This is a genomic window from Pseudomonas tohonis (assembly GCF_012767755.2).
Lineage (GTDB): Bacteria > Pseudomonadota > Gammaproteobacteria > Pseudomonadales > Pseudomonadaceae > Metapseudomonas > Metapseudomonas tohonis.
Genome location: NZ_AP023189.1, coordinates 5620833 through 5646650, shown reverse-complemented (window position 1 = coordinate 5646650; position 25818 = coordinate 5620833). Strand labels below are relative to the sequence as shown.

General features: G+C 58.3%; 29 protein-coding genes, 3 tRNA genes and 2 pseudogenes. 17 read left to right on the top strand and 17 right to left on the bottom strand.

Annotated elements, in window-relative coordinates:
* Window positions 1-123 precede the first annotated feature (123 nt).
* From HSX14_RS26015 to HSX14_RS25995, 5 genes are all read left to right on the top strand, one after another.
* Window positions 124-558, top strand: a complete 435-nt coding sequence (locus HSX14_RS26015) for a hypothetical protein (protein WP_173172498.1) — start codon at window positions 124-126, stop codon at window positions 556-558.
* Window positions 559-661: 103 nt separating this feature from the next.
* Window positions 662-1105: a hypothetical protein gene (locus HSX14_RS26010; protein WP_173172501.1), complete on the top strand. Its 444-nt coding sequence runs from the start codon at window positions 662-664 to the stop codon at window positions 1103-1105.
* A gap of 63 nt (window positions 1106-1168) precedes the next feature.
* Complete coding sequence (locus HSX14_RS26005; protein WP_173172503.1) at window positions 1169-1507, top strand: hypothetical protein; 339 nt, start codon at window positions 1169-1171, stop codon at window positions 1505-1507.
* Between the two features lie 22 nt (window positions 1508-1529).
* Complete coding sequence (locus HSX14_RS26000) at window positions 1530-2045, top strand: hypothetical protein (RefSeq protein WP_173172505.1); 516 nt, start codon at window positions 1530-1532, stop codon at window positions 2043-2045.
* A 157-nt stretch (window positions 2046-2202) separates the two neighbouring features.
* Window positions 2203-2553 carry a hypothetical protein gene (locus tag HSX14_RS25995; protein WP_173172507.1) on the top strand — a complete coding sequence of 117 codons (351 nt, stop codon included), beginning with the start codon at window positions 2203-2205 and terminating at the stop codon, window positions 2551-2553.
* Window positions 2554-2789: 236 nt separating this feature from the next.
* On the opposite strand, the gene HSX14_RS25990 is transcribed toward HSX14_RS25995, so the two are convergent.
* A complete protein-coding gene (locus tag HSX14_RS25990; protein ID WP_173172509.1) occupies window positions 2790-4568 on the bottom strand; it encodes an acyl-CoA dehydrogenase C-terminal domain-containing protein in 1779 nt (592 codons plus the stop codon).
* Between the two features lie 200 nt (window positions 4569-4768).
* On the opposite strand from HSX14_RS25990, the gene HSX14_RS25985 reads away from it, so the two are divergent.
* Complete coding sequence (locus HSX14_RS25985; protein WP_173172511.1) at window positions 4769-5236, top strand: hypothetical protein; 468 nt, start codon at window positions 4769-4771, stop codon at window positions 5234-5236.
* Window positions 5237-5317: 81 nt separating this feature from the next.
* Here HSX14_RS25985 and HSX14_RS31445 read toward each other — a convergent pair whose 3' ends face one another.
* Together HSX14_RS31445 and HSX14_RS25975 are read right to left on the bottom strand one after the other, a co-directional pair.
* Entirely contained in the window at window positions 5318-5452 is a 135-nt protein-coding gene (locus HSX14_RS31445; RefSeq protein ID WP_274384325.1) for a hypothetical protein, read from the bottom strand.
* 128 nt (window positions 5453-5580) lie between these two features.
* Entirely contained in the window at window positions 5581-5766 is a 186-nt protein-coding gene (locus HSX14_RS25975; RefSeq protein ID WP_228723498.1) for a DNA-binding protein, read from the bottom strand.
* Window positions 5767-5932: 166 nt separating this feature from the next.
* On the opposite strand from HSX14_RS25975, the gene HSX14_RS25970 reads away from it, so the two are divergent.
* The 3 genes from HSX14_RS25970 (at window position 5933) to HSX14_RS25960 (ending at window position 9071) form a co-directional block, all read left to right on the top strand.
* Complete coding sequence (locus HSX14_RS25970; RefSeq protein WP_173172515.1) at window positions 5933-6205, top strand: DNA-binding protein; 273 nt, start codon at window positions 5933-5935, stop codon at window positions 6203-6205.
* Window positions 6198-6401 carry a hypothetical protein gene (locus tag HSX14_RS25965; protein WP_173172517.1) on the top strand — a complete coding sequence of 68 codons (204 nt, stop codon included), beginning with the start codon at window positions 6198-6200 and terminating at the stop codon, window positions 6399-6401. Before HSX14_RS25970 ends, HSX14_RS25965 begins: the two co-directional genes overlap by 8 nt.
* A gap of 1578 nt (window positions 6402-7979) precedes the next feature.
* Window positions 7980-9071 carry an ImmA/IrrE family metallo-endopeptidase gene (locus tag HSX14_RS25960; RefSeq protein WP_173172519.1) on the top strand — a complete coding sequence of 364 codons (1092 nt, stop codon included), beginning with the start codon at window positions 7980-7982 and terminating at the stop codon, window positions 9069-9071.
* On the opposite strand, the gene HSX14_RS25955 is transcribed toward HSX14_RS25960, so the two are convergent.
* The 5 genes from HSX14_RS25955 to HSX14_RS25935 all read right to left on the bottom strand — a co-directional run bounded on the left by HSX14_RS25955 (window position 9068) and on the right by HSX14_RS25935 (window position 14100).
* Window positions 9068-10003, bottom strand: a complete 936-nt coding sequence (locus HSX14_RS25955; RefSeq protein ID WP_173172521.1) for an alpha-glutamyl/putrescinyl thymine pyrophosphorylase clade 3 protein — start codon at window positions 10001-10003, stop codon at window positions 9068-9070. The genes HSX14_RS25960 and HSX14_RS25955 overlap by 4 nt on opposite strands.
* The gene (locus HSX14_RS25950) at window positions 10004-10801 is read right to left on the bottom strand and encodes a hypothetical protein (RefSeq protein ID WP_197970204.1); all 798 of its coding nucleotides are present in this window, start codon (window positions 10799-10801) and stop codon (window positions 10004-10006) included.
* The gene (locus HSX14_RS25945) at window positions 10773-11810 is read right to left on the bottom strand and encodes a thymidylate synthase (protein ID WP_173172523.1); all 1038 of its coding nucleotides are present in this window, start codon (window positions 11808-11810) and stop codon (window positions 10773-10775) included. The genes HSX14_RS25950 and HSX14_RS25945 overlap by 29 nt, the downstream gene beginning before the upstream one ends.
* Window positions 11811-11855: 45 nt before the next feature.
* Window positions 11856-12164 (bottom strand): DUF4031 domain-containing protein, encoded by a 309-nt coding sequence (locus HSX14_RS25940; RefSeq protein ID WP_173172525.1) that lies wholly within the window; start codon window positions 12162-12164, stop codon window positions 11856-11858.
* Between the two features lie 76 nt (window positions 12165-12240).
* Window positions 12241-14100: a 3'-5' exonuclease gene (locus HSX14_RS25935; protein ID WP_173172527.1), complete on the bottom strand. Its 1860-nt coding sequence runs from the start codon at window positions 14098-14100 to the stop codon at window positions 12241-12243.
* A gap of 638 nt (window positions 14101-14738) precedes the next feature.
* Between HSX14_RS25935 and HSX14_RS25930 the strand changes: the two genes are divergently transcribed.
* Window positions 14739-15005, top strand: a complete 267-nt coding sequence (locus tag HSX14_RS25930; protein WP_173172529.1) for a hypothetical protein — start codon at window positions 14739-14741, stop codon at window positions 15003-15005.
* Window positions 15006-15128: 123 nt separating this feature from the next.
* Here HSX14_RS25930 and HSX14_RS25925 read toward each other — a convergent pair.
* Window positions 15129-15205: transfer RNA gene (locus HSX14_RS25925), tRNA-Met, on the bottom strand.
* A 219-nt stretch (window positions 15206-15424) separates the two neighbouring features.
* Between HSX14_RS25925 and HSX14_RS25920 the strand changes: the two genes are divergently transcribed.
* The 7 genes and pseudogenes from HSX14_RS25920 (at window position 15425) to HSX14_RS25890 (ending at window position 20535) form a co-directional block, all read left to right on the top strand.
* On the top strand, window positions 15425-16093 hold the full coding sequence (locus HSX14_RS25920; RefSeq protein ID WP_173172531.1) for a metal ABC transporter ATP-binding protein: 669 nt from the start codon (window positions 15425-15427) through the stop codon (window positions 16091-16093).
* Window positions 16093-16953 (top strand): metal ABC transporter permease, encoded by an 861-nt coding sequence (locus HSX14_RS25915; RefSeq protein ID WP_043245644.1) that lies wholly within the window; start codon window positions 16093-16095, stop codon window positions 16951-16953. The genes HSX14_RS25920 and HSX14_RS25915 overlap by 1 nt, the downstream gene beginning before the upstream one ends.
* A 17-nt stretch (window positions 16954-16970) precedes the next feature.
* Window positions 16971-17840: a metal ABC transporter solute-binding protein, Zn/Mn family gene (locus HSX14_RS25910; RefSeq protein ID WP_173173104.1), complete on the top strand. Its 870-nt coding sequence runs from the start codon at window positions 16971-16973 to the stop codon at window positions 17838-17840.
* Window positions 17837-18235, top strand: a pseudogene (gene hisI, locus HSX14_RS25905) (phosphoribosyl-AMP cyclohydrolase); the annotation flags it as partial. The gene HSX14_RS25910 and the pseudogene hisI, both read left to right, overlap by 4 nt.
* A gap of 101 nt (window positions 18236-18336) precedes the next feature.
* Window positions 18337-19676, top strand: a pseudogene (locus tag HSX14_RS25900) (dihydroorotase).
* Window positions 19677-19745: 69 nt separating this feature from the next.
* Window positions 19746-20156, top strand: a complete 411-nt coding sequence (locus tag HSX14_RS25895; RefSeq protein ID WP_173172535.1) for a MerR family transcriptional regulator — start codon at window positions 19746-19748, stop codon at window positions 20154-20156.
* The gene (locus HSX14_RS25890) at window positions 20149-20535 is read left to right on the top strand and encodes a carboxymuconolactone decarboxylase family protein (protein ID WP_043245635.1); all 387 of its coding nucleotides are present in this window, start codon (window positions 20149-20151) and stop codon (window positions 20533-20535) included. The genes HSX14_RS25895 and HSX14_RS25890 overlap by 8 nt, the downstream gene beginning before the upstream one ends.
* Window positions 20536-20594: 59 nt before the next feature.
* Here the strand turns inward: HSX14_RS25890 and ychF are convergent, their stop codons facing one another.
* From ychF to lolB, 8 genes are all read right to left on the bottom strand, one after another.
* Window positions 20595-21695, bottom strand: coding sequence for a redox-regulated ATPase YchF (gene ychF, locus HSX14_RS25885; protein WP_111260994.1), 1101 nt, complete (start codon window positions 21693-21695; stop codon window positions 20595-20597).
* 40 nt (window positions 21696-21735) lie between these two features.
* Entirely contained in the window at window positions 21736-22320 is a 585-nt protein-coding gene (gene pth / locus HSX14_RS25880; RefSeq protein ID WP_111260993.1) for an aminoacyl-tRNA hydrolase, read from the bottom strand.
* Between the two features lie 34 nt (window positions 22321-22354).
* Window positions 22355-22963: a 50S ribosomal protein L25/general stress protein Ctc gene (locus HSX14_RS25875; protein ID WP_173172537.1), complete on the bottom strand. Its 609-nt coding sequence runs from the start codon at window positions 22961-22963 to the stop codon at window positions 22355-22357.
* A 107-nt stretch (window positions 22964-23070) separates the two neighbouring features.
* Entirely contained in the window at window positions 23071-24012 is a 942-nt protein-coding gene (locus tag HSX14_RS25870; RefSeq protein ID WP_021220434.1) for a ribose-phosphate pyrophosphokinase, read from the bottom strand.
* A gap of 87 nt (window positions 24013-24099) precedes the next feature.
* Window positions 24100-24174, bottom strand: a tRNA-Gln gene (locus tag HSX14_RS25865).
* 54 nt (window positions 24175-24228) lie between these two features.
* A tRNA-Gln gene (locus HSX14_RS25860) sits at window positions 24229-24303 on the bottom strand.
* Window positions 24304-24338: 35 nt separating this feature from the next.
* Window positions 24339-25190, bottom strand: a complete 852-nt coding sequence (ispE, locus tag HSX14_RS25855) for a 4-(cytidine 5'-diphospho)-2-C-methyl-D-erythritol kinase (RefSeq protein WP_173172539.1) — start codon at window positions 25188-25190, stop codon at window positions 24339-24341.
* Between the two features lie 7 nt (window positions 25191-25197).
* Window positions 25198-25815, bottom strand: a complete 618-nt coding sequence (gene lolB, locus HSX14_RS25850; RefSeq protein ID WP_173172541.1) for a lipoprotein insertase outer membrane protein LolB — start codon at window positions 25813-25815, stop codon at window positions 25198-25200.
* Window positions 25816-25818: the final 3 nt, after the last annotated feature.

Sequence of the window (25818 nt, the reverse complement as noted above, 5' to 3'; positions counted from 1 at the left end):
TCGGGGTGTTTTCATTTGGGCGGCTCTGCACCGTAGGAGCGAGCTCTGCTCGCGAACGCCTTGGCGGCATCTTCTCCGTCCACGGCATACAATGCGCACCTTATCCACAGGACGGATCACCTCTTGAGCAACGGACTGCGCAGCGCTGGCCGGCTACTGGCGACCAGCCTTCTCTTCATCGCCGGCACGGTACTCCAGGGCCTCTGGGCCCTCGCGCCCTTCGCCAGCAACCTGCCTTCCGACATGGGCCACTACTCGCTGGCCGAGGAGCTGCTGGTGCATGCGCTGGTGCTCATCCCGTTCCTGCTGCTTGCCCGCTGGCTCGGCAAGCGCATCACTTACCGCCTGCTCAGGGTGACCTTGGCCACCGTGCTGGCGATGCTTGCGTGGTACCTGGTGGACATCAGCGTCTTCGATAACCGGGTAGCGAGCTGGAGCACCTACACGAGCCTGGAGATGGCGATCGAGGTGCTGGGGTATGCGGCGTTGCCGGTGATGGTGGCGGGGGTGGGGTTTGGCGGGATAGTGGCGAGTGGGAAGGGTAGTAATCGAACTTAGCGGAAAGTAACTTAAAGGCCGGTATTTATGCTTTGCCGTTGCAGGGCGAAGTGTTGCAAGAGGCCACTGGGTTTTAGTCTAGAACTGGTGATAGGGACATTATATGAATTTTCGGGAAAGGAAAATAAGTATCTGGGGAAGCGAGTATTCGTTGGAGACTTTCGCGCTGCTGCTTTCATGTGTCTTATTGTCTATTTCTGCGTTGGCTTATCCCGATCTATTTCTCTTTAATAAGGTTGTACATCTGCCAGGTTGGGCTGGTTCACTTCCCTATTCTATGTTTGCGGGCTCTTATATTGCTTTGCTTGCATTGTTGCCTATTTCATTGTGTGCGAGGTCAAAGGCCAGATTGCTCGGTTACTACCTTGTCGCTGCCCTTGCCACAGTAGGGCCTGCCAGCTTGGTCAGGCATATCAATGATGGGCTTTGGATGACTGTTGTGAATATGTTGTTTCACTATGCGTTTGCCATGGCTTTCTATCTGAGCGTGCCAATGGCTTTGTGGATGGCATTACGTATTCTTCTGGATCGGCTATACCATGCCTAGTAAGTGAGCACTGGACTTAATTCTTTCTGAGCCCTTGGGGGCTAAATGTTTAGTAGGGTCTCTATGCTGTTGCTTGCTGCTGTGGTTCTAGGATGTCCGGCCATATTGCTTTGGCGCGGCAGTCGGCTGGGCTGGTTTCATCGCTATCTCCTGTCATTTTTACCTATTTTCTATACGGTGTCGGGTTGGTGGCTAGGCACTTGGGCCTACGGTTATTTCGATTGCCAGGGCAATACCAAGAACATACATGGCTGCTACGCTGGTTCAGTCGAAATTACAGCGCTGGTTGGTCATGGATTGTTCTTGGTCCTTCCAGCCATGTTTGTAGCGGGGCCTTTGTCTTTGTGGTTTGGCCTGGACACCGCTATCAAGCATGTGGGTTCGATGAATAAGCGGGGCTGACCACTGTATGCGAAAGGGGTTGATGTTCTTCGTTATCCTTTTTGTTTGTCTGCTGTACTACGGCTTGTCCGAAAAATTTGTGCCAGATAACGATTTGAAACGGGTGGTATTGATCGTATCGGTGGTCGTGGCGACGCTCGTCTCTTTGCTCTTTTACTCGCTGTTGTTTCTGTGGGGATGGCCGGCGGCTTTCAATGAGGGTTCTTTAAAAAAATGCGTAATAGTGGTGGCCGGCCCGTTCATAGTTTTCGGGGTTGTCAACGCCATCATTATCAATGGCTCGTTCGGGCTTGCGACCAGATTGTTGGGTACTGACAGTGTGATCGTCGCTCAGTTGACGAAAGAGCGCCATAGGACGATCTGCTCTTGCAAGCTCAGAGTCTATGGAGACGCAGAGTTGTTGGGGAGGCAGTACCTGTGTATCGGAGAGGAGCAGTTCCGAACGATACCTAAACGCGGCTTGTACGATGTGCAGATCAGGAGATGGAAGGCGGGCTATTTGATCGATGGCATCAGGCTGCGCCACCCCGATGAGTAGTGCCAGCTTGTAACGAGATAAACCGCTGTCCTGGTAGCTTGAAAAGACTCTCAGGCCAGGTTTTTATTTGGTGCTAACGGCGGGGGGCAGCAGATGTACATACGTGGCGATCTTTATTACTCTCGCGCGCTTTCATCGCTCTCAGGGACGATATCAAATGAAAAACCTGATCCTCCTCATCGCCATCGCTGGTGCCGGATATTACTACTACACAAACCACTACGCCGTTGCGACTCCGGTGGCCGTGGATAGCTATCAAGCGTTGCTCAAGAAAGTCGAGTCAGCTCCTGTCACCAAGGCAGAGGTGATCTTCGGGGTCAATGATCTTTCTCGCCAGCTCTGCAATGGAGATTCGACTCGTAGCTCCAGTGATTGCCTCTCCAAGTACTCGAACTACAAGGAAATCTGTGAGGGACGTATTTTGGGGCGTGCCCCGGAGACCTACACCCGTAAAGAGGATGTTGTCTCGACAGCTAGTAGCTACAGGGAATGCGTCGGGATTCGCTGAAAACAGATGGAAGGAGAGAGCCTCGCGAACGCGGGGCTTTTTTCTGGCTGGAGGATTGCCAGCCTTGTAGGGTGGGCTTCAGCCCACCAGCGGCAGACGGCGTGGGCTGAAGCCCACCCTACGACTGCCCAACCCGCCTGGCGCTACCTTGCGGGCCGACCCAATTCCAGGCAAAAAAAACCGGCAATCAAAAAGGGAGGGATTGCCGGCGTGCGCATACGGAGGGGTAGGGTTGGCTATGCGGCGAACTCGTCCTCGTTGAACGCCATCAGGGATGCTTTGCCTGCCATCACCTCGGCCAGCAGGCCGTCGGTCTCGGTCAGGGTTCGGGTCATGTAGAAGTCGGCGGACTTCAGCTTGGCGCTGTAGAAGGTCTTCTCCTCACTGCCGGCGTCCAGCTTGGCCTGGGCCACCTGAGCCATGCGGGCCCACAGCCAGGCCAGCGCGGTCAGCGCGAACAGACGCAGGTAGGGCGTGGCGGCGGCGCCGGCCTGTTCCGGGTCCTTCATGCCTTCGGTGGCCAGCCACATCGTCGCCTGCTGCAACTGGCGCAGCGCCTTGTCCACCTTGGCCACGTGGGCCGCCTCGGGGTTGGCCTTGAGCCACTCACCCACCAACTGGAAGAAGCCACGCACCGCACGGCCACCGCCCAGGGCCAGCTTGCGGCCCACCAGGTCCAACGCCTGGATGCCGTTGGTGCCTTCGTAGATGCGGGTGATGCGGCAGTCCCGCACCAGCTGCTCGATGCCCCAGTCCTCGGTGAAGCCCGAGCCGCCCATCACCTGCAGGCCCTCGTTGGCGCAGGCGAAGCCCTCGTCGGTGAGAAAGGCCTTCACCACCGGCGTCAGCAGCTGCACCAGATCGTCCGCCTGCTGGCGCACCTCGGCGTCCGGGTGGTCGTGGGCGATGTCCTGATGCAGGCCGGTGAAGTAGGCCAGCGCGCGGCTGCCCTCGATCATCACCTTCTGGCGCAGCAGCATGCGCCGCACGTCCGGGTGCACCAGGATCGGGTCGGCCGGCTTGTCCTGCGCCTTCGGCCCGCTCAGCGAGCGGCTCTGCAGGCGCTCACGCGCGAAGCCCAGGCTGATCTGGTAGGCGTTCTCGGCAATGCCCAGGCCCTGCATGCCGACCATCAGGCGTGCCGAGTTCATCATCGTGAACATGCAGCGCAGGCCCTTGTGGGGCTCGCCGATCAGCCAGCCCTTGGCACCCTCGAAATTCATCACGCAGGTGGCCGAGCCCTTGATGCCCATCTTGTGCTCCAGCCCGCCGCAGAAGGCCGGATTGCGGCTGCCATCGGCGAGGAACTTGGGCACCAGGAACAGCGAAATCCCCTTCACCCCGGCCGGCGCGTCGGGCAGGCGGGCCAGCACCAGGTGGACGATGTTCTCCACCAGATCGTGCTCACCGCCGGTGATCCAGATCTTCGTGCCGCTCAGCGCGTAGCTGCCGTCCGCCTGGGGTTCGGCGCGGGTGCGGATCAGCCCCAGGTCCGTGCCGCACTGCGGCTCGGTCAGGCACATGGTGCCGGTCCACTCACCGCTGATCAGTTTCGGCAGGTAGGCCTCCTGCTGCTCGCGGGTGCCGTGGGCGGAGAGGGCATTGATGGCGCCGTGGGTCAGGCCCGGGTACATGCCCAGCGACAGGTTCGCCGAGCACACCATCTCCTCCACCATCATGTTCAGCACATGGGGCAGGCCCTGGCCGCCGAACTCGGTGGGGCAGGCCAACGCCGTCCAGCCGCCTTCGGCGAACTGGCGGTAACCCTCGCGGAACCCGGCGGGCGTCTTCACCGCGCGGGTCGCCGGGTCGTAATGACAGCCTTCCTTGTCGCCCGAGCTGTTCAGCGGGGCTAGCACGCCCTCAGCCAGGCGCGCCGCCTCGTCGAGGATCGCGCTGCCCAGGTCCGCGCCGAATTCCCCTTGGGACGGCAACGCCTGCAGGTGCGTATAGGCATCGAGTACTTCATCGAACACAAAGCGCATGTCGCGGAGCGGCGCGCGGTAGGCCGGCATGGTGGAGTCCTCTAAAGCTGTACATTGAATATATTTGTACAGCTTTTCTACTGCTGCGTATAAGTTTACGCAACAGGCTTGTTCAACTTTTTCCCACCGGGGGGATGACCGGCCAGTTCCGCTTTCAGCGCCTCGACGAGCCGCCTTGGCCAGCCATGCCCCGCGCCCTGTAGGCTTCGTCCACGTGCAGGGAGGCCTCGATGAAACGCGCGTTATGGATCACCTCACTCACCCTGGCGCTCGCCGCCAGTGCCGCAGGCGCCGGCTACCTCTACCTCACCCAGGTTCCCCGCCTGGCCTACCCCCTCCAGCGCCTCGACGGCTGGGCCCTGAGCGATGGCGGCTCGTACGCTCCGGAGGTGGTGGATGCCGAGGGCCGTGTCGTCCTGCTGGGCATCCAGGCCACCGCTCTGGACGTGCCGGAGGAGCGCTACCCCGCCTTCATCGGGCGGCCGCTGTTCGGCCTGCCCCTGTCCGTCACCGCCGGCCTGGGCAGCACGCTCGGACGGCAGATCGATGCACTCGCCCACGAAATCGCCCGCAGCGGGTTGGATGAAGCGCGCTGGCAACAGGCAGGGGACGCCCTCAGCCGGCGCGAGCAGCCCTACGCCGTCGCGTGGTCCCTGCATGAGCAGTTGGCCGCGCGCAGCGGGGGAGGGCAGGAGTGAAGCCGGGGGATCAGGAGAGAGAAGGACCCGGCGCCGCATGAGGTTGGCACCGAGCGGGGAAGGTGAAACGCGGCGCTAGGCCTAGGAGGGCGGGGCGATTAGGCCGTCGTGTTCGGGGCTGGTCTGCCCCTGGTCCGGCTTCACCTCGCCGGTGATCAGCCACCAGCGGTATTGGGGATAAACGCGTCCGAGAATCTCGATTTCATTGGCACCCATCCGCGCGCGGCCGCGCTTGATGTTCTACCAGCGCACGTATTCCGTGCTCCCTGCCTCGGTCAGGGCCTTGATGCTAGCCATCTCAAGCAACTGGAGCGCCCTTTGGGTGATGCCTTCGCTCATGCGGGTCACGCAGAGGGCGCGCTATCCGGGCTGATGTGCCCGTTCTCGGGCTCCGTGCGCCCGGAGATCAGCCAGAGCGCGAACTGTGGATAAGCCTCGGCCAGGATGCCCACTTCTTCTGTGCTGATCCTGATTTTGCCGCCGCTGATATTGCGCCAGCGCTCGTAGTTCTTCCCACCAAGCTCGCTCAAGTGCTTCGGTCCTACAGCCCGAATCAGTTGAAGTGCTCTGTTTCTTACAGCATCCATTGAGTTTTCTCGGCTTGAGTAACCTTTACTCGAAAGTAACAGTGCCCTAGATTGCTTTGAGTATCTATTACTCGTGATGGCTTAGAGTGGCCGATTATAGGGTGTCTGTATGGAACAGTCTGGAGTAGTGAGGTTCAGCAAGGGCGCAAGGCCCGAGCGAATGAACGATTTCCGCTGTGCGCCGTTTTGCACGCAGCAGGTGCTGGCTGAAATGTGCGGCATCGAGGAGATCACCGAGGACGTGGTGCGCGGCTGGGTCGAGACCCGAACGATCCCCACCGTGAAGATCGGGCGTCGTCGGGTGATCAATCTCCATCGCATTCGCAGCGACCTGGAACAGGGCAAGACGGTCTTCAGCGCAGGGGACTACGCGAATGAATAAGACCACCGTCCACCAGTTGCTGATTCTGTTGCGGATCATCCGCTACGCGGACCCGGATCGTGCGTTCGCACAGTTCATGCGCTTTACCGGTTACGTGGATGCGCTGCATGACACGGGTGCCTACGAAGCCGCGGCGCTGCGACGAATCGACCAATTGGGCCTGAATGCATTTGCCCAGCGACAGGGCCGGGGGTGATGGAGACTCATGAAAGGCAATGTTCGGAAGCTTCGCGGGCGCAGGGAGTTGCGCCTGCTTTGCCTGCTTGTGTCGTCGTCCACGGGAGCACTGCATGCGGTACCTGTCGTGACGCTGAGGGCACGCGCACCCTGGGTCGATGTTCGGGGGCGCTGGGGCTTGGCGTTACCTGCCGGCCTCTACCTGCGCGAGACCTTCGCTCGGAAGCCGCAAGGGTGGCCGGGCAGGGAAGGGGGCCGACAGTTGGGGAGTGAGATGAACCGACGCTTCTCCTCATGCGGCGCGGATCTGGAGTTACCGCCTCGTCACTGCAGGACGTGCGCTACCAAGTCAGAAAACTGATCCAGACTTCTGGCATCTCCCTGATGCGCCTGCATCCAGGCCGTCCACTCACGCGCCATCGCGAGTGATGAGGGGCATCGAACCATTAAATTTTCGAGGCAAATAAAAAAGGGCTTAGCTTTCGCTAAACCCTTTGTTTTGTATGGTGGCTACGCAGGGACTTGAACCCCGGACCCCAGCATTATGAATTATGTGAGGGGCGACCTATTGCTACCTAAAGACGCATGACTCGGGGCTTCTAGCCTAATGCCAACCTCACAGGACCACAGATTTTCGGGAAAATCCTCCAATGTAGTCACCCCGATCTTGGATTTCCTATCTCGTCACGCCCCTCAAAGGATCCGGATGAACGGCCAAGGCGGGCGGTACCTGATGAAAAGCGCATGCCATGGCCAGCTCTAGCCTAGCAGCACAAATTGGTTAGTCCAACTACGTCGCTAGCCTTCATTCGGGAAGTTTCAGAGCTTGCGAGGCAAAGCGCAATCTGCCTAATGGGGAGGTATCTTGAGCGCTTGCCGAAACAAGTAAGGCTCAGTTTTGGTCTATACCCATACCGTTTACGGGGCACTTAGATTTTCGAAACCGTTTGGATATCACAGAAGCAGGTGTGTAACGAAGCCAAATACCTACCTTTTACTTAAGGCTGAGGGCAACGTTGAAAGGAGGCCTAGTCTGTTGCACTTCAGGGGCTGAATGATCTTGCTGATAGAGGGGAATCACCCAAACTAGCGGATGTATGTGTAGGTGCCGCACGTAAGGTAGCTGGGTCGGTGACGTCGCACTCTAAGTGACAACTGAGCTTTACCTCGGGCTTTACATGCGTTACGGTAGTGGCCTCTTGCTATGTGGCTTCTCGAAGGAGTGAGTGTGCCATTTCATCACGTTGAGAAAGTATCTGATAGGGCGATATTTGCATGTCGCTAGATATTTCTTATTCAGATAAAAAGCTCAGAAATATTTGCGAGAAAGAGTCTGTTGCAAAGCGACACTTTCCTCTCGCAGTAGTCCGGACACTCCACCGGAGAATTGACGATATTTGTGCAGCCGACGACCTGTTCGATCTTCCCGTTACATTAGATTTTCTGTCAAGAATTCCTCCAGGGTCCTTCTCTATCGCGCTCTCTGAAGGGTATTCAGCATTATTTTGTGCCGTTGATCAAAAAATGCCCACAGACGTGCATGGTAATGTAAACTGGCAGATGGTGCGTAGGATTAAGCTTGTGGAGATATCTAGAGATGCTTGAAGTCTCAAAGTTTAGGCATGGAGCCATATATCCACCTGGTGACACTATCTCAGACGTTTTATTAGAGAAGGGGATTGGCTTTTCTGATTTTGCAGAGATGTTAGGTGGGAGTCAAGGATATGTAGACTCTTTAATTAAGGGAGATGTGCGAATAACTGAGCAGTTAGCTTCGCGGCTTTCTGAAGTCCTAGGAGCCTCTCCGGGGTTTTGGTTAAGAAGAGAGCAGCAGTACGTCGATTTTTTAGAGGTAATGAATCAGCCGCTTTCTGAAGATGATAGTCAGTGGTTAGCTGAGCTGCCAGTTTCGAGTATGCAGAAATATGGTTGGATTCCTAAAACTCGGTCGCCCGCTAGGAATCTAATTAATTGCCTCAGCTTTTTTGATGTTAATAATGTGGCTGCATGGCGAGAAATATATCGAAGTACTCCTGACTTGGCTAAATTTCGAACCTCGCAAGCTTTTAGTCCTCAACTCGGAGCAGTAGCCGCTTGGATTAAACAATGCGAAACTGAGGCAGAGTTTTTAGATTGTGCGCAGTGGGATCGAGAGAGATTTTTGTCATCGCTTTCGGAGATTCGCCGCCTAACATTAGAAGATGATCCTTCTGTCTTTCTTCCTGAGTTACAGAGAATTTGTGCTCAGTGCGGTGTCGCCGTTGTTATAGCTAGAACCCCAAGTGGATGTCAGGCAAGTGGGGCTACAAAATTTCTATCTGCTGATAAAGCACTTCTAATGTTGAGCTTCAGATATCTATCAGACGATCACTTTTGGTTTACATTCTTCCATGAAGCCGGTCACTTGATATTGCATGGTGAGGATTCAGTCTTCGTTGAGGGGGCTGATGTTGTCAGTGATGATCGTGAAAATGAAGCAAATACCTTCTCTCAGAATTTTCTAATTCCGCCTGAATATGCTGCTGAGCTACCGTCACTTAAAAATAACTTAAGAGCGATTATACGGTTTTCGCGAAAACTGGGAGTATCCCCTGGTATTGTGGTCGGACAGTTACAGCACCAAGGGATTATAAAGCCAAATCATATGCAAAATTTGAAAATTAGGTATCGCTGGCAGGGGACTGACTAACCTCGGAATCTAGTGTATTTTCCGGGGGATTTTTGCCAGTTACAAAGTGCGTCTTCTAATACTTGCATTCCGACGCCAAGCTCTTCGTCTAATTCAATCAGCCAGTTGTCAAGTGTTTTTCTTGGTATGCTGGCGTTTGCCTTTCCTGAAAATAGCAGGTTGCCTCCATCATATGGGCCGGTAGCATTTCCCATATAAGTGGAGTCGGCCTCAATGTTCGCAATCCCAATTTTTGCTATCATCGTTAGATAGTCAAATTTCCCCATTCTTCCAAAGCGAGAAACAGAGCTCATTGATTTATATAGTTGGCGAAATGCATTTTTCGAGTTTCCTTGGCTTTTCTCGATAGCTTGATTAAATGTCTCGGCGTGGGACTTATTGCTGAGAATCCAGTTTACGTAGCTTCTCAGAGCTAATCCGGTGAAGCCATTCTTTGCGGGGTTCATCGTTTCGTACTTTCTGTGGTTGCCGAAGCGATAGCCTCTTAGAGCGAATTCTGGGTAGTTCCTTGCTAGCCATTCAAGTACTGCTTCAGGATTATATGCGACCCTCTCCCAGCTCCAGACGAAGCCTTGACCTAGAGCATTGTAAAATGCTTGAGTCAGCGCCCAGCCGTCTTGGCTGCTTTTTCCAAAGTGGGTTGCTAGGAATATCAGCCAACTTGCCTCCTCAATATTTCCACTTTGCGCATGTAATACAGCTGCTTTTATTGGGTCAAATATTTCGCTATTGGCATCACTCCTAAGTGGGCTTAGACGCCTTTGTCGTATGGCTTCAACATATTTTATTCTTCTAATGCTATCTATTAGCTGGTCTATTAGTACCTGTCTATTCTCTTGGGGCTCAATTCCAGGTAGCGGTCTGATGTTCTTAGAAAAATTTTCTAATCTTTCTTCTAGTTCTCTTGCTTTTTCTTTGTCTCTTTCTCGCATTTAGAGTCCCCTCATTGACTGTGCGGTAATCCAATCTCTTATGGAGTTTCTTACTTTTAGAGTGACGCCGAAGCTGCTTTGAATATTGTGATTAAATCCAAGTGCTAGAATTGGATGATCTAGCCCTATGTTAGAGATATTTGTAACAACGCCGCTATATGATATTCCTTTAACACTTGGGGCTCCGGCGCGTGTGAGGTCCCAGTCTGGAATGTACTCTGGAACTAATTTTGTTTTGGATATCTTTTCGAAGTTTTCAACTACGGTACTTCCGTTGAGAATTATTATTTTGATAGGAGTGCCTGTTATTATCTTTCCGAGAGAATTTCCCGATAGTTCCAAGAGCGTGTTTTTTTGGCTGTTTTTTAAATTGGCCCACTTGGAGTTTGTAGCGAAAGGAACTAAATCTAAGTGCACTGCATGGAATAGCTTGTTGTAGTACGAAGCTGATGTACCGCTTATGATGCTATCTAGTGATCTGAACCAATTGTTATATGGATTTCTTAGAAAGTAATCAGTGCATGAGCTCTCGATAAGCTCTATATGATGGTCTGTTAACTGCTCCCAGTTAACAATTCCAAGTGACTTCAGTGTGTGAAATCTCCGTAGCTCACCGTTTATTTCCTTTCCGGAGTTGTCGAGGAATTCTTTATCGCTGGGGTTCAATCCTAGCGTTGCTATATGCGCAATAGATGGGGCGCCAAATGAAGGTATTGGAGCCCCCCATGTCATCGCATCAGAAGAAATAACTCTGTCGTTGTTAAGGAGGTTAATTAATTCTCGAATTATAGACTTCATTTTCTGCCTTTGGGGAAAGCAAAATTTCTAGTTGTGCGGGAGCTATGATAGTGGTTGGAGACTTTTCCAACATTCTTTTTTCAAGGTAAGCCGTATATACATTACTTTTCATCGCATGAAGGATAGGCTCGATTTTACTGCTTTCATCTTCATGCTTTGTATATCGGAAAAATTGTAAAATCCTTATGAGGTCTAGCCAGTAATGATCCAGGCTTAAGCTTTCAGCGTCTATATCTTCGCCTGCTCTTATTCTTTGCTCAGCATCTAGGAGGGCTTCAATGCTTGACCAAGGATCTCCTTTGGGCATCTCCGGCATTTCAATTGTTTGTTGAAAGCCACTGTTAATGTAGGATTTTGCCTCTTCAAAATTTTTTTCGTAAAGATGGAGGCTGCTGACGTAATGCTTATATTCTCCGATCTCACATCCTAATGAGCGGGCAAGTAATTCTTGTATCATGGTAAATGCAAATACATCGTGCGGAAGCCCGAGATACACATCGTTTGACCTCATTGAGGTAAACATATGTAGCCTCTCTTTTCTCACTAAGAACTGAAGAGTGCAGGTGCAAGGTATGTCTTTTCGAGGTTTTAATATATCCTTTGCATCAAAGAGCTGTACTACAGCTTGTCGTGACGTATTTTTTTCAGATAGAATTTTTATTATTGTTTTTAGCTGGTTATTCTTGCCAGCTCCCATCAGTCTTGGGCCATATCCCCCATATACTGTTTTTCTGTCGTCAGAGCTTTTTTTGTATAGAGGAATATAATGAGTTATAAATTTAAGATCTTTGGACCCTGACAGGTACCAAGCAAGCTCACCAAGGCAGCTGAATAATTTTCCTTTTCCCTCGGCTCGGCTTAGTCGTGCGCGTGGGCGTTTTATATGAAGAAGGGCACCTGTTATTTCTTTGAAGCTGCCTTTTGTTGCAGTGATTTTTTCTTTCTTTTTCAGAAGCTTTGTGTATATGTTGTTTAGTAGGTCGTCTAGAGTTTCTTCTTTTACATACACGGCTTGCCCCTTATACCTGCCTTGGTGTGGTGCTGTCAGTGTGTATTACAGTAAACTAAGTTGAGGGCTTGTTATTTTTTCTTTGGGCAAAGAAAATTCATACTGGCTTTTCAGGCTCTTAGCGCATTGAATAATCACTTCGCGACTTCCTTGGTGTGCTCCCAGCTGTAAGGCCTTTTTTCTTGCTGATATTGTAATGTCATAGTGAGGATAGGACGCTGAGTGCTGAAACCAGCTCCTTTTTAGTCCTAGCGAGCTCGCAAACTCATGTAGCTCATCAAGAGTATCGGCTACTAAGTGGCACCATTCCTTGCCCCGCCATTTAATTCTCACATTATCTACGTAGACTGGCATGGGATCCTTAGGTTGAGCTGCTAGAATTGGTTTTATTTTTCATTGTTTGGCACTAATGAATTTAAGAAGATAAAGTTCATTGTTTTTGCCTTGATGCACGTTCTATAGCCTCTTGAATGCGCGTTGTAAATATTGAGTCTTTACTGTGCGTCATCACTAAATATTCTGTGGCTCGTGTCATGGCTACGTAAGCTAAGCGTGCCTCATCTATTTCATCAGTATCGTTCTGGGGCATGCTTTGCATTGATGGAATAAAAACTACCCCGAATTCAAGGCCTTTGCTCGAGTGCATACTTATGATTTTTACGGTGTCTCTGTCTGTGTATAAAGTTCCCTTGCCTTTTTGCGAGAGGCCGGAGGAGAATGGAATCCCTTCACGTCGGAGCACTTCTTCAGCTCTCACGCCATGCGACTGAGATCGGTAAATAATCGCTATGTCGCTAAGTTGTCTGCCTTGTCCTTGTGCATCTTTTATTCGTTCAGTAATACAGTTCCATTCAGCTTCTTCAGATTGGAATCTCAGCAGCTCTGGGACCTTTCCACGACGGCCTGCACTTTCGGGGGCGATTGTTGGAATTGACTCTTCGGATCCACTTTTCTCTGCTAGTAGATCTGTAGATAATGCTTTCGCAACGGCTAGAGTCTCAGCTGTATTTCTGTAGTTGAGCTTTAAGACAGTGGTTCTTCCTGGTGCTTGAATTCCAACGCTTGCAAATGTAAAGCCGAGACGCTCTTTGCTGTTTTTGCTTCGGTAAATCGACTGGGCGTCATCAAATAGAAGCAGTAACGAGTTTGTTCTACTATCTACCATTTTTACGGCTAGCCTTAGCCAGTCGGGTTCGAAGTCATGTCCCTCATCAATTAATACGGCTGAGTACTGTTCCTTCGATATTATGCCTTCCTCAACAGCGCTAATAGTGAGCTGAACAAATTTGTTCATTTTTTCGTTAATTGCGCATTTTTCTGGAAGGGGAATGCCAGAAGCAGTTAGTTGCTCTCGGCACCAAGCGTGAAAACTACGCACCACTACTTTTTCTTTCAACCCCTTGTTGCTCATGACTTGATTAAGTCGGCCGGCCAACGAACGATTAAAGCAAAGTACTAATATGGGTTTGCTAGTTGCGGAGGCTAGATAAGCGCAGCGGTAGCCTAAAATCATTGTCTTTCCGCTACCAGCTACTCCATGAATTACTCGATGTCCTTCTCCCATGGATCGAGCCAATAGCTCTTGCTGTAGATCCATTACTTTAATGAGATCGGGTAGAGGAGCTTCAGTTTCAGCGAAAAGCCCAAACTGACCGGGTTCGCTATTAACTCTGACTTCAGGGAATAGGTGGTACCGAATTCTGTCGATCTGAGACTTCGACAAGTTACACCTGAACACCGGGGGAAGCATTCCAGTAAGCTTTTTATGCAGCTCATTGGGCTCAACCGATTCGGTCATTTCGTCCTGAAACAGAACTTTCTTTGGGTCCATTACTGCTGCAAGTTCGGTTTGTTCGAACTGCTTGCGGGTAATGGATGTCAGCACCACTCCAAAACCCCATGGTATTGCGAGGTTTCCAGCATAAGGAGTGTCGAGTGGCTGTCTCAATTCTGGGTCTTTTTGAAGCGCCATCACTACTTCAAGCGCATATACCCGAGCCTGGGTGAGGGGGTTCTTTACTTTTTTGAGAGAACCATTGTCGATAATCTGTGCGGTCCCTTTGTCCATCGATTGGATGGTATCGAGCCTCCAATCTTTGACTTCTAGGACTAAAAGGCCCCACTGCGGATGCAGAATTACGAAATCTGGCTGGAGTGCCTTCGGGCCAACAGGGACGTTAAACCAGCATAGGAAATCGTCGTTTAGCTTCTTATCTAAGCGCTCAGCTAGGCGACGTTCGCCTGGGCTATCGAAGCGACAAGTCGAGCGAGTAGGGAAAAACAGAGCCATCACGGCACCTTCCTTGGTACTGCTGACTGACTAATGAAGCAGTCAGCTCGTTGTTGAAACACTGGGACGAGGCCTCGGCCGCCCGGACTATTCTGTGTTCTCAAAGCGCCATCATCAATGCCCTTCGACCAAAAACCAAGTAACCAGAAAGTCGCATCTCCAGTGCCTGTCTCGTACCTGACTCACTTCCTGCGGGCGAGCCAACGCATTGCTGCTGCTTCAGTGATCGCTATCCTGCGTCTGGAGTGGTCAAGTTTCGTTATGCCTCATCGTATCCAGGGCTGGTCTGCCCTATCTCTGGCGCTACCTCTCCACTGATCAACCACCAACGGTAGGCAGGGAAGAGCCTGCTGAGTTCTTCTACCTCAACGGTGCTGATCCGTATGTCTTTGTTGTAAAGCACGATGTGCCATCTATTGGAGCCAATGGGCGTCTCACGGGCCAAGCGATCCATGCCAATGATGCTCACTTGCTTTAGGTCATCCCGCTCGCCTAAATCTTCGGCACACCATTGCTGCCCTTACCTGCTACCCGATTCGTGTACTTCCGATTTCAGGTCTGCTTCGGTAAGGGGCGGGCTGATCCACCGGTCAGGTGGAATCGATTCGGACACGGCTATCGGCTACATCGGCAAGACGGTGCTCGTCGAACTGGTGTGGGACGACAGCGAGGCGCCGATCTGGTGCTGCAAGCACATCGTCGGCGTAGTTCTGCCCATGGCGGGGGTGTATGAGGAAGCGTTCTTCATGACCATCGATGGTCAATGCCGTGAGCGTTTTCCCAGCGAGGTCTTCCTTTCCACCATCCGCACGATTCAGGCCTTGTGGTCACGGGATCCAACAATCGGTGCTGTTGACGGGGGCGTGTGCCAGAGCGGGGAGCCAGGGAAGGGCGGCGCAGCATGAGGGCCGCTGCGGTGAGAGCAATCAGAGGGAGGGCGTGGTGCAGGGAGGCGGGCAGGGGAGCGTCAAGAAATGAACACCCCAGAAAGCACAAAGGGTTAGCCGAAGCTAACCCTTTGTTTTGTATGGTGGCTACGCAGGGACTTGAACCCCGGACCCCAGCATTATGAATGCTATGCTCTAACCAGCTGAGCTACGTAGCCAACGTGGCGCGCATTATTCTCTCGCTTCCTGCCTCTGTCAACCCCACTTTTCAGAATTTTTCAAAGGGCGATCAACCGCTTAGCGGTGGGTGGCGGTTGGCGTTCGGGTTGGAAAAGGGGAGGGGGCGTGCGCGGGGAAATGGGTTGTGAAGCGCGATTTGTTACTTTATAACATTTGCGGTTTCCTACAGCCCTTTCTCCCACGCCCTGGACCTGACGATGCTTCAGTTCGATGCCTTGCAATGGGGGCCGCCTGCGCGGCCGTTGGCGCCGCCGCTTTCCCTGGCGTTGCCGGCCGGCAGCCTCACGGCAGTGGTGGGGCGCAATGGGTGCGGCAAGAGCAGCCTGCTGCGGGTGATCGCCGGTTTACAGCGCCCCTTGGCGGGGCGGGTGAGCGTCGGGGCGGCGGGCCTGGGGGCGGTGGGCTTTTTGCAGCAGCAACAGGCGTTGGACCGGCAGTTCCCCCTCAGCCTGGGGGAGCTGGCGATGGCGGGGTTGTGGCGCAGTCGCTTGAGCCGGGTGGAGCGGCGCCGGCGCTGCGAGGCGGCCCTGGCGGATTGGCAGCTGGAGGCGCTGGCCGACCAGCCGCTGCTGGCGCTTTCCGGCGGGGAGTTGCAGCGGGCCTTGCTGGCGCGGCTGGAGCTGATGGACGCGCCGCTGCTGTTGCTGGACGAACCCGACGCGGCGCTGGACGTGGAGGGCCAGGCGATTCTCTGGCAGCGCATCGCCCGCTGGCAGCGGGAGGGACGCACGCAAGTGGTGGTCTGCCATGACCTGGAGGCGGTGCGCGAGCGCCTGCCGCGCTGCCTGCTGATCCGCGCCGACGGCTGCCGTCATGGCGCCAGCCGGGTGCTGCTGCCGGCGTCGGCCCGCCAGCAGGTGGCCTGATGCTCGCGGCGCTCTGGCAACCCTTTGCGGAGTTCGCCTTTTTGCAGCGGGCGCTGCTGGGCGGGGTGGCGCTGGCGTGCAGCGCGGGGCCGCTCGGGGTGTTCCTGATGCTGCGGCGCATGAGCCTGATCGGCGATGCCATTTCCCATGGGGTGTTGCCCGGTGCGGCGCTGGCGTTCTGGTTCTTCGGCCTGAGCCTGCCGGCGCTGACCTTCGGCGGGCTGGTGGCGGGGCTGGGCATGGCCGGGCTGGCGGCGTGGATCACCCGCCGCACCGGCCTGCGGGAGGATGCGAGCCTGGCGGCCATCTACCCCATTTCCCTGGCGGGCGGTGTGCTGTTGCTGGGGCTGGCCGGGCGCCGGATCGACCTGCTGCACCTGCTGTTCGGCTCGGCCTTGGCGGTGGACGGCGAGACGCTGCGCAGCATGCTGACAGTGGCCGGCACGAGCCTGGCGCTGTTGGCGCTGATCTACCGCCCGCTGCTGTGGGACAGCTTCGACCCGGTGTTCCTGCGTGGGGTGAGCCGCTTCGGGGCGCCGGCCTATGCGCTGTTCCTGGCGCTGGTGGTGCTCAATCTGGTGACCGGCTTCCACGCCATCGGTGCGTTGATGGTGGTGGGGCTGATGATGCTGCCGGCCGCTGCCGCGCGCTTCTGGAGCCGGCGCCTGCCGGTGCTGCTGCTGACGGCGGCGGGCATCGGCGCGAGCTGCGTGTGGCTGGGGCTGTTGCTGTCGTTCCACGCCAACCTGCCCAGCGGGCCCTGCATTGTGTTGCTGGCGGGGCTCGCTTACCTGATTTCGGTGTTCGTCGGGCCGGTCCACGGCTTGCTGCGACGCGCGCCCCTTCCCGTGCCCTGTTGAGGAGCCCCCGCATGTTCATGCGCCTGTGCGTTGTGCTGTTGCTGTGCCTGCCCGTTTCACTGTCCGCTGCGGAGAAGGCGAGGGTGGTGACCACCTTCAGCATCCTGGCGGACATCACCCGCGAGATCGGCGGGGACGACATCCAGCTCACCAACCTGGTGGGGGCGGATGCCGATGCCCATGTCTTCGAGCCCGCTCCGACCCAGGTGCGGGCGGTGCTGGAGGCGGACCTGGTGATCGCCAACGGGCTGGGCTTCGAGCCCTGGCTGGAGCGCCTGCTGGCCAACGGCGAGGCGCGCGGCACGCGCATCGACGCGAGCAAGGGCGTGGTGCCGATGACGGTGCTGGAGGACGACCAGCGTCTGGTGGACCCTCATGCCTGGCAGAGCCTGGGCAATGCGGAGATCTACGCGCGCAACATCACCCAGGCGCTGGTGCAACTGGTGCCGGCCCGCGCGGCGGCCTTCGAGGCGCGGCGGGACTCCTGGCTGGGCCGCCTGGGGGCGCTGCGCCAGAGCATCGCCCCGCGCCTGATGGCGCTGCCGCCGGAGCGGCGCCGGGTGCTGACCAGCCACGATGCCTTCGGTTACTTCGCCCAGGAGTGGCGCCTGCAGTTCCTCGCGGCCCAGGGCGTGAGCGATGCGGCCGAGCCTTCCGCCGCCGAGGTGGCGGGGTTGATCCGCCAGCTGCGGGCGGAGGGCGTGCGGGCCATCTTCGTGGAGAACATCCGCGATGCGCGGCTGGTGAAGCAGATCGCCGAGGAGGCCGGCGCGCGGGTGGGCGGCACGCTGTATTCCGATGCGCTGGCGGCCGAGGGCCCGGCCAGCACTTACCTGGGCATGTACCGGCAGAACGTGGAGCGGCTGCTGCAGGCGCTGGCGCCATGAGCTTCTGGCTGCAACTGGAGCGGAGCCCGGCCGGCACCGGGCGGGATCTGGAGGCGGTGATGGCGGCCATTCCCTGGCGTGCCGATGGGCTGATCCCCGCCGTGGCCCAGCAGTACGACAGCGGCGAGGTGCTGATGCTGGCGTGGATGAACCCCGAGTCCCTGCGGGCCACGCTGGAGGAGGGGCGGGCATGCTACTGGTCGCGCTCGCGCCGCTGCCTGTGGCGCAAGGGGGACACCTCCGGGCATGTGCAGCACCTGGTCAGCGCCCACCTGGATTGCGACGGCGATGCGCTGCTGCTGCAGGTGGACCAGGCCGGCCCGGCCTGTCACACCGGGCGCCGCTCGTGCTTCTACAACCAGCTCTCCGGCGCGGGGTTGCGGGTGACGTGCGCGTCGCCCGAGCCTGGCGCGCCGGCCCACCCGTCCGAACAGGTGGCCCTTGTCCCCATCGACCTGGGGCCCGGCTACCAGGCCCTGCAGAACGAGTTCCAGCCATGCACCACCTGCTGATCCGCAATGCCCGCCTGGTCAACGAAGGCTGCGAGTGGGAGGCCGACCTGCTGGTGCACAACGGCCGTATCGAGCGCATCGACTGCAGCATCAGCGCCCGGCCGGATGTGCGGGTGATCGACACCAACGGCCAGTACCTGCTGCCGGGGATGATCGATGACCAGGTGCACTTCCGTGACCCCGGCGCGCCCCACAAGGGCACCTTCCTCAGCGAGTCCCGCGCGGCGCTGGCCGGGGGCGTGACCAGCGTGATGGACATGCCCAACACCCAGCCGCCGACCCTGGGCCTGGAGGCGCTGGCGGCGAAGGAGCGCCGCGCGGCGGCCTGTTCGTCGGTGAACTACGGTTTTCACTTCGGTGTGAGCCGGGACAACCTCGACACCGTGGCCCGGCTCGACCCGGAGCGGGTGGCGGGGGTGAAGGTGTTCATGGGCGCCTCCACCGGCAACCTGCTGGTGGACGACGAGGCGTCCCTGGAGCGGCTGTTCCGCGATTGCCCGACGCTGCTGCTGGCCCACTGCGAAGACACGCCGCGCATCCGCGAGCGCGAGGCGCAATGGGCAGCCGGCTACGGCGACGCCATCCCGCCCGACGCGCATCCCTGATCCGCGATGCGGAGGCCTGCTACCGCTCCTCCAGCCGGGCGGTGGCGCTGGCCCGTCGCTTCGGCACCGACCTGCACGTGCTGCACATCACCACGGCGCGGGAGCTGGAGCTGTTCAGCCCCGGGCCGCTGCCGGGCAAGCGCATCACCGCCGAGGTGTGCGTGCACCACCTGCTGTTCGATGACCGCGACTACCCGCGCCTGGGCCACCTGATCAAGTGCAACCCGGCGATCAAGGCGCCCTCCGACCGCGATGCCCTGCGCCAGGCCTTGCTGGACGGGCGGCTGGACGTGATCGGCAGCGACCACGCGCCCCACACCCGGGAGGAGAAGACCCGGCCCTACGCCCAGGCGCCCGCTGGGTTGCCGCTGGTGCAGCACAGCCTGCCGGCGCTGCTGGAGCTGGTGGCCGACGGGCTGCTGCCGCTGACGCAGCTGGTGCACAAGACCAGCCACGCGGTGGCGGAGCGCTTCTCCGTCGAGCGGCGCGGCTACCTGCGCGAGGGCTACTGGGCCGACCTGGTGCTGGTGGAGCGCCTGGCCGAGCCCCGGCCGGTGGAGGCGGACCCGATCCACGCGCAATGCGGCTGGACGCCGTTCCAGGGCCGCACCTTCCGTCACGCGGTGCGCACCACGCTGGTGTCGGGCCAACTGGGTTGGCACCAGGGGCGCTTCGGGGAGGATTGCCAGGGGCTGCCCCTGCGTTTTCGAAGGCGCTGAGGGGCAGTGCTTGACGCAGTGCCGGCAAAGGGTTGACTTAGAGCGCGCTCGAACTTCTAGGATCGCCTCATGGAACCTCATCTCAGCATCGACGAAGTCGCCCGGCGTACCGGGCTCACGGCTCACACCCTGCGTTATTACGAGCGCATCGGGCTCATCGCCCCGGTGGGCCGGGCGCCGGGTGGGCAGCGGCGCTACGCGGCTTCGGACATGGCCTGGATCGAGTTCCTGCTGCGCTTGCGCACGACCCGCATGCCCATCGGCAAGATGGAGGCGTTCGCAGCGCTGAGGAGCGCCGGGGACCCGACGGTGCCGGCGCGTCGCCAGATGCTGGAGGGCCACCTTGCGGAGGTCCTGGCCGAGATCGAGGCGATGCGCCAGGCCGCCGATGCGCTGCACGCGAAGATCGAGCATTACCGCGCGTGCGAGCAGGCCCTGGCACTGGAGCCATCAACCGAGAAGGGCAACGCACATGAATGACGAGAGCCGCTACCAGCGTGGGCTGGCGAAACTGAAGGAGATCGACGGCGAGGCCGGTGAGCGGGTGGTGGAGAGCCTGGCGGGCATCGCCCCGGACTTTGCGCGCTACCTGGTGGAGTTCCCCTTCGGCGACATCTATTCCCGCCCGGGGCTGGACCTGAAGAGCCGGGAGATCGCCGTGGTGGCGGCCCTGACTGCCCTGGGCAACGCCGCCCCGCAACTGAAGGTCCACGTGCACGGCGCGCTGAACGTCGGCGCCAGCCGCACGGAGATCATCGAGACCATCATGCAGATGGCCGTCTACGCCGGCTTCCCGGCCGCGCTGAACGGCCTGGCGGTGGCGCGGGAGGTGTTCGAGCAGCGGGGCGAGGCGGCCTGAAGCACGAAGCCCCCGGCGGAGCAGGTCCGCAGGGGGCTTCGGGTGAAGCGGGGGAGGGCTTAGACGTTGAAGCGGAAGTGCATCACGTCGCCGTCCTTGACGATGTATTCCTTGCCTTCCAGGCGCCATTTGCCGGCTTCCTTGGCACCGGCTTCGCCCTTGAACTGGATGAAGTCGTCATAGGCGACCACTTCGGCGCGGATGAAGCCTTTCTCGAAGTCGGTGTGGATCACGGCAGCGGCCTGCGGGGCGGTGGCGCCGATGCGCACGGTCCAGGCGCGTACTTCCTTCACGCCGGCGGTGAAGTAGGTCTGCAGGTTGAGCAGGTCGTAGCCGGCGCGGATCACGCGGTTCAGGCCTGGTTCTTCGAGGCCCAGGGCTTCGAGGAACATGTCCTTCTCTTCGCCGTCGTCGAGTTCGGCGATCTCGGCTTCGATCTTGTTGCAGACCGGTACCACGATGGCGCCTTCTTCTTCGGCAATGGCGCGGACCACGTCGAGGTGCGGGTTGTTCTCGAAGCCGTCCTCGGCGACGTTGGCGATGTACATCACCGGCTTGCTGGTGAGCAGGTGGAAGCCGCGGACGAGGCGCTTCTCGTCGTCACCCAGGTTTTTCAGCAGGGAGCGCGCGGGCTTGCCTTCGCTGAAGTGGGGGATGAGTTTTTCCAGCAGGGCTTTCTGCGCCAGGGCGTCCTTGTCGCCGCCCTTGGCGTTGCGCGCGACCTTCTGCAGTTGCTTCTCGCAGCTGTCGAGGTCGGCGAAGATCAGTTCGAGGTCGATGATCTCGATGTCGCGCTTGGGGTCGACGCTGTTGGAGACGTGGATGACGTTCTCGTCTTCGAAGCAGCGCACGACGTGGGCGATGGCGTCGGTCTCGCGGATGTTGGCGAGGAATTTGTTGCCTAGGCCTTCACCCTTGGAGGCGCCCGCAACCAGGCCGGCGATGTCGACGAATTCCATGGTGGTGGGGATCACGCGCTCGGGCTTGACGATCTCGGCCAGCGCGTTGAGGCGCAGGTCGGGCATCGGCACGATGCCGCTGTTCGGCTCGATGGTGCAGAAGGGGAAGTTTTCCGCCGCGATGCCGGATTTGGTCAGGGCGTTGAACAGGGTGGACTTGCCGACGTTGGGCAGGCCGACGATGCCGCAGTTGAATCCCATGCTATGTCCCTCGGGCCGATTGGCGATGAAAGAGGTGTGATCAGGCCTTCTGGCTGTGCAGCTTCTGCATCGCGCGGGTCCAGTCACCTGCGAGCATTTCCGGCAGCACGCCGAGGGCGAAGTCGATGCTGGAGTCGAGCTTTTCCTGTTCGCTGCGCGGTGCGCGGCCGAGGACGAAGCCGGAGACCAGGCTGCTGTGCCCCGGGTGGCCGATGCCGAGCCGGAGGCGGTGGAAACCGTTCTGGTTGCCAAGCTGGGCGATGATGTCGCGCAGCCCGTTGTGCCCGCCGTGCCCGCCACCTTGCTTGAGCTTGGCGACGCCGGGAGGCATGTCGAGTTCGTCGTGGGCCACCAGGATCGCGTCGACCGGGATGCGGAAGAAGCCGGCGAGCGCCGCCACGGACTGGCCGCTGCGGTTCATGTAGGTGGTGGGGATGAGCAGGCGAACGTCGCGGCCCTGGTGGCTGAACTTGCCAACGAGGCCGAAGTACTTCTTGTCGAGGGATAGGTTGACGCGCTGGCTGTCCGCCACGCGCTCAACGAAAAGGGCCCCTGCGTTATGCCGGGTCTGGTCGTATTCAGGGCCTGGATTACCCAGGCCGACGATCAGTTGTACGGCAGTCACGACAGGGGCCCTTCCTCAGGCTGGCGAGTAGTGATTACTCGGCTTTGCCTTCTTCTTCGTCTTTCACAACGCGGGAGGCGTGGATGTTGGCCACTGCCAGGTCGTTGCCGTGCGCCAGTGCGACCAGCTCAACGCCTTTCGGCAGTTTGAGGTCGGACAGGTGAACGATCTGGCCCAGTTCGACTTTGGCCAGGTCGACTTCGATGAACTCCGGCAGGTCTTTCGGCAGGCAGGAGACTTCGACTTCGGAGATGGTGTGGGAGATCTCGCCACCACCGGTCTTCACGCCAACGGCGGTCGATTCGTTCAGGAAGTGCAGGGGCACGTGGGCGGTCAGTTTCTGGCCGGCGACGACGCGCTGGAAGTCAGCGTGCAGTACGAAGCCTTTGGCCGGGTGACGCTGCAGGGCCTTGATCAGAACGGTTTCGGTCTTGCCGGAAACGTTCAGGGACAGCACGTGGCTGAAGGCAGCTTCGTTTTCCAGCAGCTTGGCCAGGTCTTTGGCCAGCAGGCTTACGGATTCCGGGGCTTTCTCGCCACCGTAGATCACGGCGGGAACCAGGTTGGCATTACGACGCAGGCGGCGGCTCGCACCTTTCCCCAGGTCGGAACGCGCTTCGGCATTCAGGGCAAAATCAGTCATTACGTTTCTCCAAAATAGCCAAACCGCCCCGAGTGCTTGCGACCAGCATCTTGGGCGGTTAGGCAAAAAAGCCCCGCCGGAGCGGGGCGTTTTCGTCAGGGATGTCCTTAGCGGAACATCGCGCTGATCGATTCCTCATTGCTGATGCGGCGGACCGCTTCAGCCACGACCGGCGCGATATCCAGTTGGCGGATACGCGAGCAGGCCTGTGCCGCGGCGGACAGGGGGATGGTGTTGGTCACCACCAGCTCGTCCAGCACGGAGTTTTCAATGTTCTCGATGGCACGGCCGGACAGCACCGGGTGGGTGCAGTAGGCGTAGACCTTGGCGGCGCCGTGGTCCTTCAGGGCCTTGGCGGCATGGCCGAGGGTGCCGGCGGTATCGACCATGTCGTCGACCAGAACGCAGGTACGGCCATCCACATCACCGATGATGTGCATGACTTCGGACTGGTTGGCCTTGGGACGACGCTTGTCGATGATCGCCAGGTCGACGCCCAGGGACTTGGCAACGGCGCGAGCACGCACCACGCCACCGATGTCCGGGGAGACGATCATGAGGTTGTCGAAGCGTTGGTCTTCGATGTCATCCACCAGAACGGGGGAGCCGTAGATGTTATCTACCGGGATATCGAAGAAGCCCTGGATCTGATCGGCGTGCAGGTCGACGGTCAGCACGCGGTCGACGCCGACCACGGTGAGCATGTCGGCCACTACCTTCGCGCTGATCGCCACGCGAGCGGAACGCGGGCGGCGGTCCTGGCGGGCATAGCCGAAGTAGGGGATCACTGCAGTGATACGGGACGCCGAGGAACGGCGGAAGGCGTCAGCCATCACTACCAGTTCCATCAGGTTGTCGTTGGTGGGCGCGCACGTGGGCTGAATCAGGAAGACGTCCTTACCGCGAACGTTCTCGTTGATTTCAGCGCTGATCTCGCCGTCGGAGAACTTGCCTACGGAGGCATCACCGAGGGGGATGTGCAATTGACGTACGACGCGACGCGCCAGATCGGGGTTGGCGTTCCCCGTGAAGACCATCATCTTGGACACGCGCAGTACCTGCCGGCTGAGGGTGGACCTGATGAATAAAAAGCTGTTCAAAATGCACGGGTGCTTTTTGAACAGCTTTCTCGTGTATGGCAGGGGCGGCTGGATTCGAACCAACGCATGGCAGGATCAAAACCTGCTGCCTTACCGCTTGGCGACGCCCCTATCTGTTTCAACTTTCTTTGCAAGACCTTGTTGTACCGAACCCTTGGAGGGTTATGGCAGGGGCGGCTGGATTCGAACCAACGCATGGCAGGATCAAAACCTGCTGCCTTACCGCTTGGCGACGCCCCTGTATCGGTATAACCGGAGGACTTGCAACACTTCTTTCAAGCCAGGATTCCGAGCTTGCGGTGCAACATCGAGACGTTGCTTCCTCGCGCGACGAAATTCGGCAGAGTGGCTGGAAGTTGGCGGGCGACTTTATCAGCATCGTCCTTGTTTGGGAAGCTCCCAAACACACAAGCTCCAGTGCCGGTCAGTCTAGCTGCTGTGAAATTATTCAACAGGATCAGCGCGTTACGAACATCCGGGTAACGCTTCTCGACCACCGGCTGACAGTCATTACGACCGCCCCCCTCAAGAAGGCTGCGAAGATTAATGGGCGGCGTATTCCGTGTCAACTCGGGATCGGTGAAAACTTCTGCTGTGCTGACAAAGACTTGCGGTACGGCGACGAGGAACCAGGGTTCGGGCAGGGTGACCGGCTGCAGGCGCTCGCCGACGCCCTCGGCGAAGGCGGCGCGCCCGCGTACGAATACCGGTACATCGGCGCCCAGGGCCAGGCCCAGTTCGGCGAGGCGATCCTCGCCCAGGTGGGTCTGCCACAGGTGGTCGAGGCCGAGGAGGGTAGTCGCTGCGTCCGAGCTGCCGCCACCGATGCCGCCGCCCATGGGGAGGCGCTTGTCGAGCCAGATGTCGGCACCGAGAGACGTGCCGGATTCCTGCTGCAGGCGCCTGGCGGCGCGGACGATCAGGTTGCTGTCATGGGGCACGCCGGGCACGTCGGTGCGCAGGTGGATCTCACCATCCTGGCGCAGGGCGAAGCCGAGTTCGTCGCCGTGTTCGAGGAACTGGAACAGGGTCTGCAGCTCGTGATAGCCATCGGCGCGGCGGCCGAGGATATGGAGCATGAGGTTGAGCTTGGCCGGAGCCGGGAGGATCAGCTGTGCGTCCTGCATGGCGTGCCTACTGGCCGAGCTGGCGCGGTTGCCAGTCCTTGATCACCAGGGTGACGTCGAGATCGGCGCCCTTGAGCTTGATGCGCTCGGGCAGGGTGAAGCCGTTCTGCTCTACGTAGCTGAGGTACTGGACCTGCCAGCCGTCCTGCTCCAGGCGCGCCAGGTGGCTCTTGCCGTCCAGGGTCAGCCGGCTCTTGCTGTCCGGGGCGGGCAGGCCGCGCACCCACCATTGCAGGTGGGAAACCGGCAGGCGCCAGCCCAGCTGTTCTTCCAGCAGGGCCTCGGGAGACTCGGCCTCGTAGCGGCCCTGGTTGGCCACTTCGAGGGTGATGGCGCCCGGGTGCCCGGTGAGGCGGGCGGCGCCACGACCCAGCGGGCCGGAGAGGCGGATGTCGTAGTAGTCGCGGCGTTGCAGCCAGAACAGCGTGCCGCTGCCGGAATCCTTCGGTGCGCGGATGCCGACCTTGCCGGCGATCTGCCAGCCGTCGAGGGCGGCGACCTGTTCCTTGTGGGCTTTCCACTGGGCCGGGTCGCCCTGGCCTTCAACGGTCTCGTGGGAGGTGAGGCCGGCGCAGCCCGTGAGCAGGAGCAGCGCGCCGGCGGCTAACAGTGAACGTAGACGCATGGA

Bases quoted from the DNA above. Each gene is read 5' to 3' on its own strand.
- HSX14_RS25920 (WP_173172531.1), top strand. From the start codon at position 15,425: ATGCTTCAGTTCGATGCCTTGCAATGGGGGCCGCCTGCGCGGCCGTTG.
- HSX14_RS25950 (WP_197970204.1), bottom strand. From the start codon at position 10,801: ATGAAGTCTATAATTCGAGAATTAATTAACCTCCTTAACAACGACAGA.
- HSX14_RS25990 (WP_173172509.1), bottom strand. From the start codon at position 4,568: ATGCCGGCCTACCGCGCGCCGCTCCGCGACATGCGCTTTGTGTTCGAT.
- HSX14_RS26010 (WP_173172501.1), top strand. From the start codon at position 662: ATGAATTTTCGGGAAAGGAAAATAAGTATCTGGGGAAGCGAGTATTCG.
- HSX14_RS25940 (WP_173172525.1), bottom strand. From the start codon at position 12,164: ATGCCAGTCTACGTAGATAATGTGAGAATTAAATGGCGGGGCAAGGAA.
- HSX14_RS25915 (WP_043245644.1), top strand. From the start codon at position 16,093: ATGCTCGCGGCGCTCTGGCAACCCTTTGCGGAGTTCGCCTTTTTGCAG.
- ispE (WP_173172539.1), bottom strand. From the start codon at position 25,190: ATGCAGGACGCACAGCTGATCCTCCCGGCTCCGGCCAAGCTCAACCTC.
- HSX14_RS26005 (WP_173172503.1), top strand. From the start codon at position 1,169: ATGCTGTTGCTTGCTGCTGTGGTTCTAGGATGTCCGGCCATATTGCTT.
- HSX14_RS25970 (WP_173172515.1), top strand. From the start codon at position 5,933: ATGGAACAGTCTGGAGTAGTGAGGTTCAGCAAGGGCGCAAGGCCCGAG.
- HSX14_RS25960 (WP_173172519.1), top strand. From the start codon at position 7,980: ATGCTTGAAGTCTCAAAGTTTAGGCATGGAGCCATATATCCACCTGGT.
- HSX14_RS31445 (WP_274384325.1), bottom strand. From the start codon at position 5,452: ATGGGTGCCAATGAAATCGAGATTCTCGGACGCGTTTATCCCCAATAC.
- HSX14_RS25935 (WP_173172527.1), bottom strand. From the start codon at position 14,100: ATGGCTCTGTTTTTCCCTACTCGCTCGACTTGTCGCTTCGATAGCCCA.
- HSX14_RS25895 (WP_173172535.1), top strand. From the start codon at position 19,746: ATGGAACCTCATCTCAGCATCGACGAAGTCGCCCGGCGTACCGGGCTC.
- HSX14_RS25910 (WP_173173104.1), top strand. From the start codon at position 16,971: ATGCGCCTGTGCGTTGTGCTGTTGCTGTGCCTGCCCGTTTCACTGTCC.
- HSX14_RS25985 (WP_173172511.1), top strand. From the start codon at position 4,769: ATGAAACGCGCGTTATGGATCACCTCACTCACCCTGGCGCTCGCCGCC.
- ychF (WP_111260994.1), bottom strand. From the start codon at position 21,695: ATGGGATTCAACTGCGGCATCGTCGGCCTGCCCAACGTCGGCAAGTCC.
- lolB (WP_173172541.1), bottom strand. From the start codon at position 25,815: ATGCGTCTACGTTCACTGTTAGCCGCCGGCGCGCTGCTCCTGCTCACG.
- HSX14_RS25875 (WP_173172537.1), bottom strand. From the start codon at position 22,963: ATGACTGATTTTGCCCTGAATGCCGAAGCGCGTTCCGACCTGGGGAAA.
- HSX14_RS26000 (WP_173172505.1), top strand. From the start codon at position 1,530: ATGTTCTTCGTTATCCTTTTTGTTTGTCTGCTGTACTACGGCTTGTCC.
- HSX14_RS25955 (WP_173172521.1), bottom strand. From the start codon at position 10,003: ATGCGAGAAAGAGACAAAGAAAAAGCAAGAGAACTAGAAGAAAGATTA.
- HSX14_RS25965 (WP_173172517.1), top strand. From the start codon at position 6,198: ATGAATAAGACCACCGTCCACCAGTTGCTGATTCTGTTGCGGATCATC.
- HSX14_RS25890 (WP_043245635.1), top strand. From the start codon at position 20,149: ATGAATGACGAGAGCCGCTACCAGCGTGGGCTGGCGAAACTGAAGGAG.
- HSX14_RS25995 (WP_173172507.1), top strand. From the start codon at position 2,203: ATGAAAAACCTGATCCTCCTCATCGCCATCGCTGGTGCCGGATATTAC.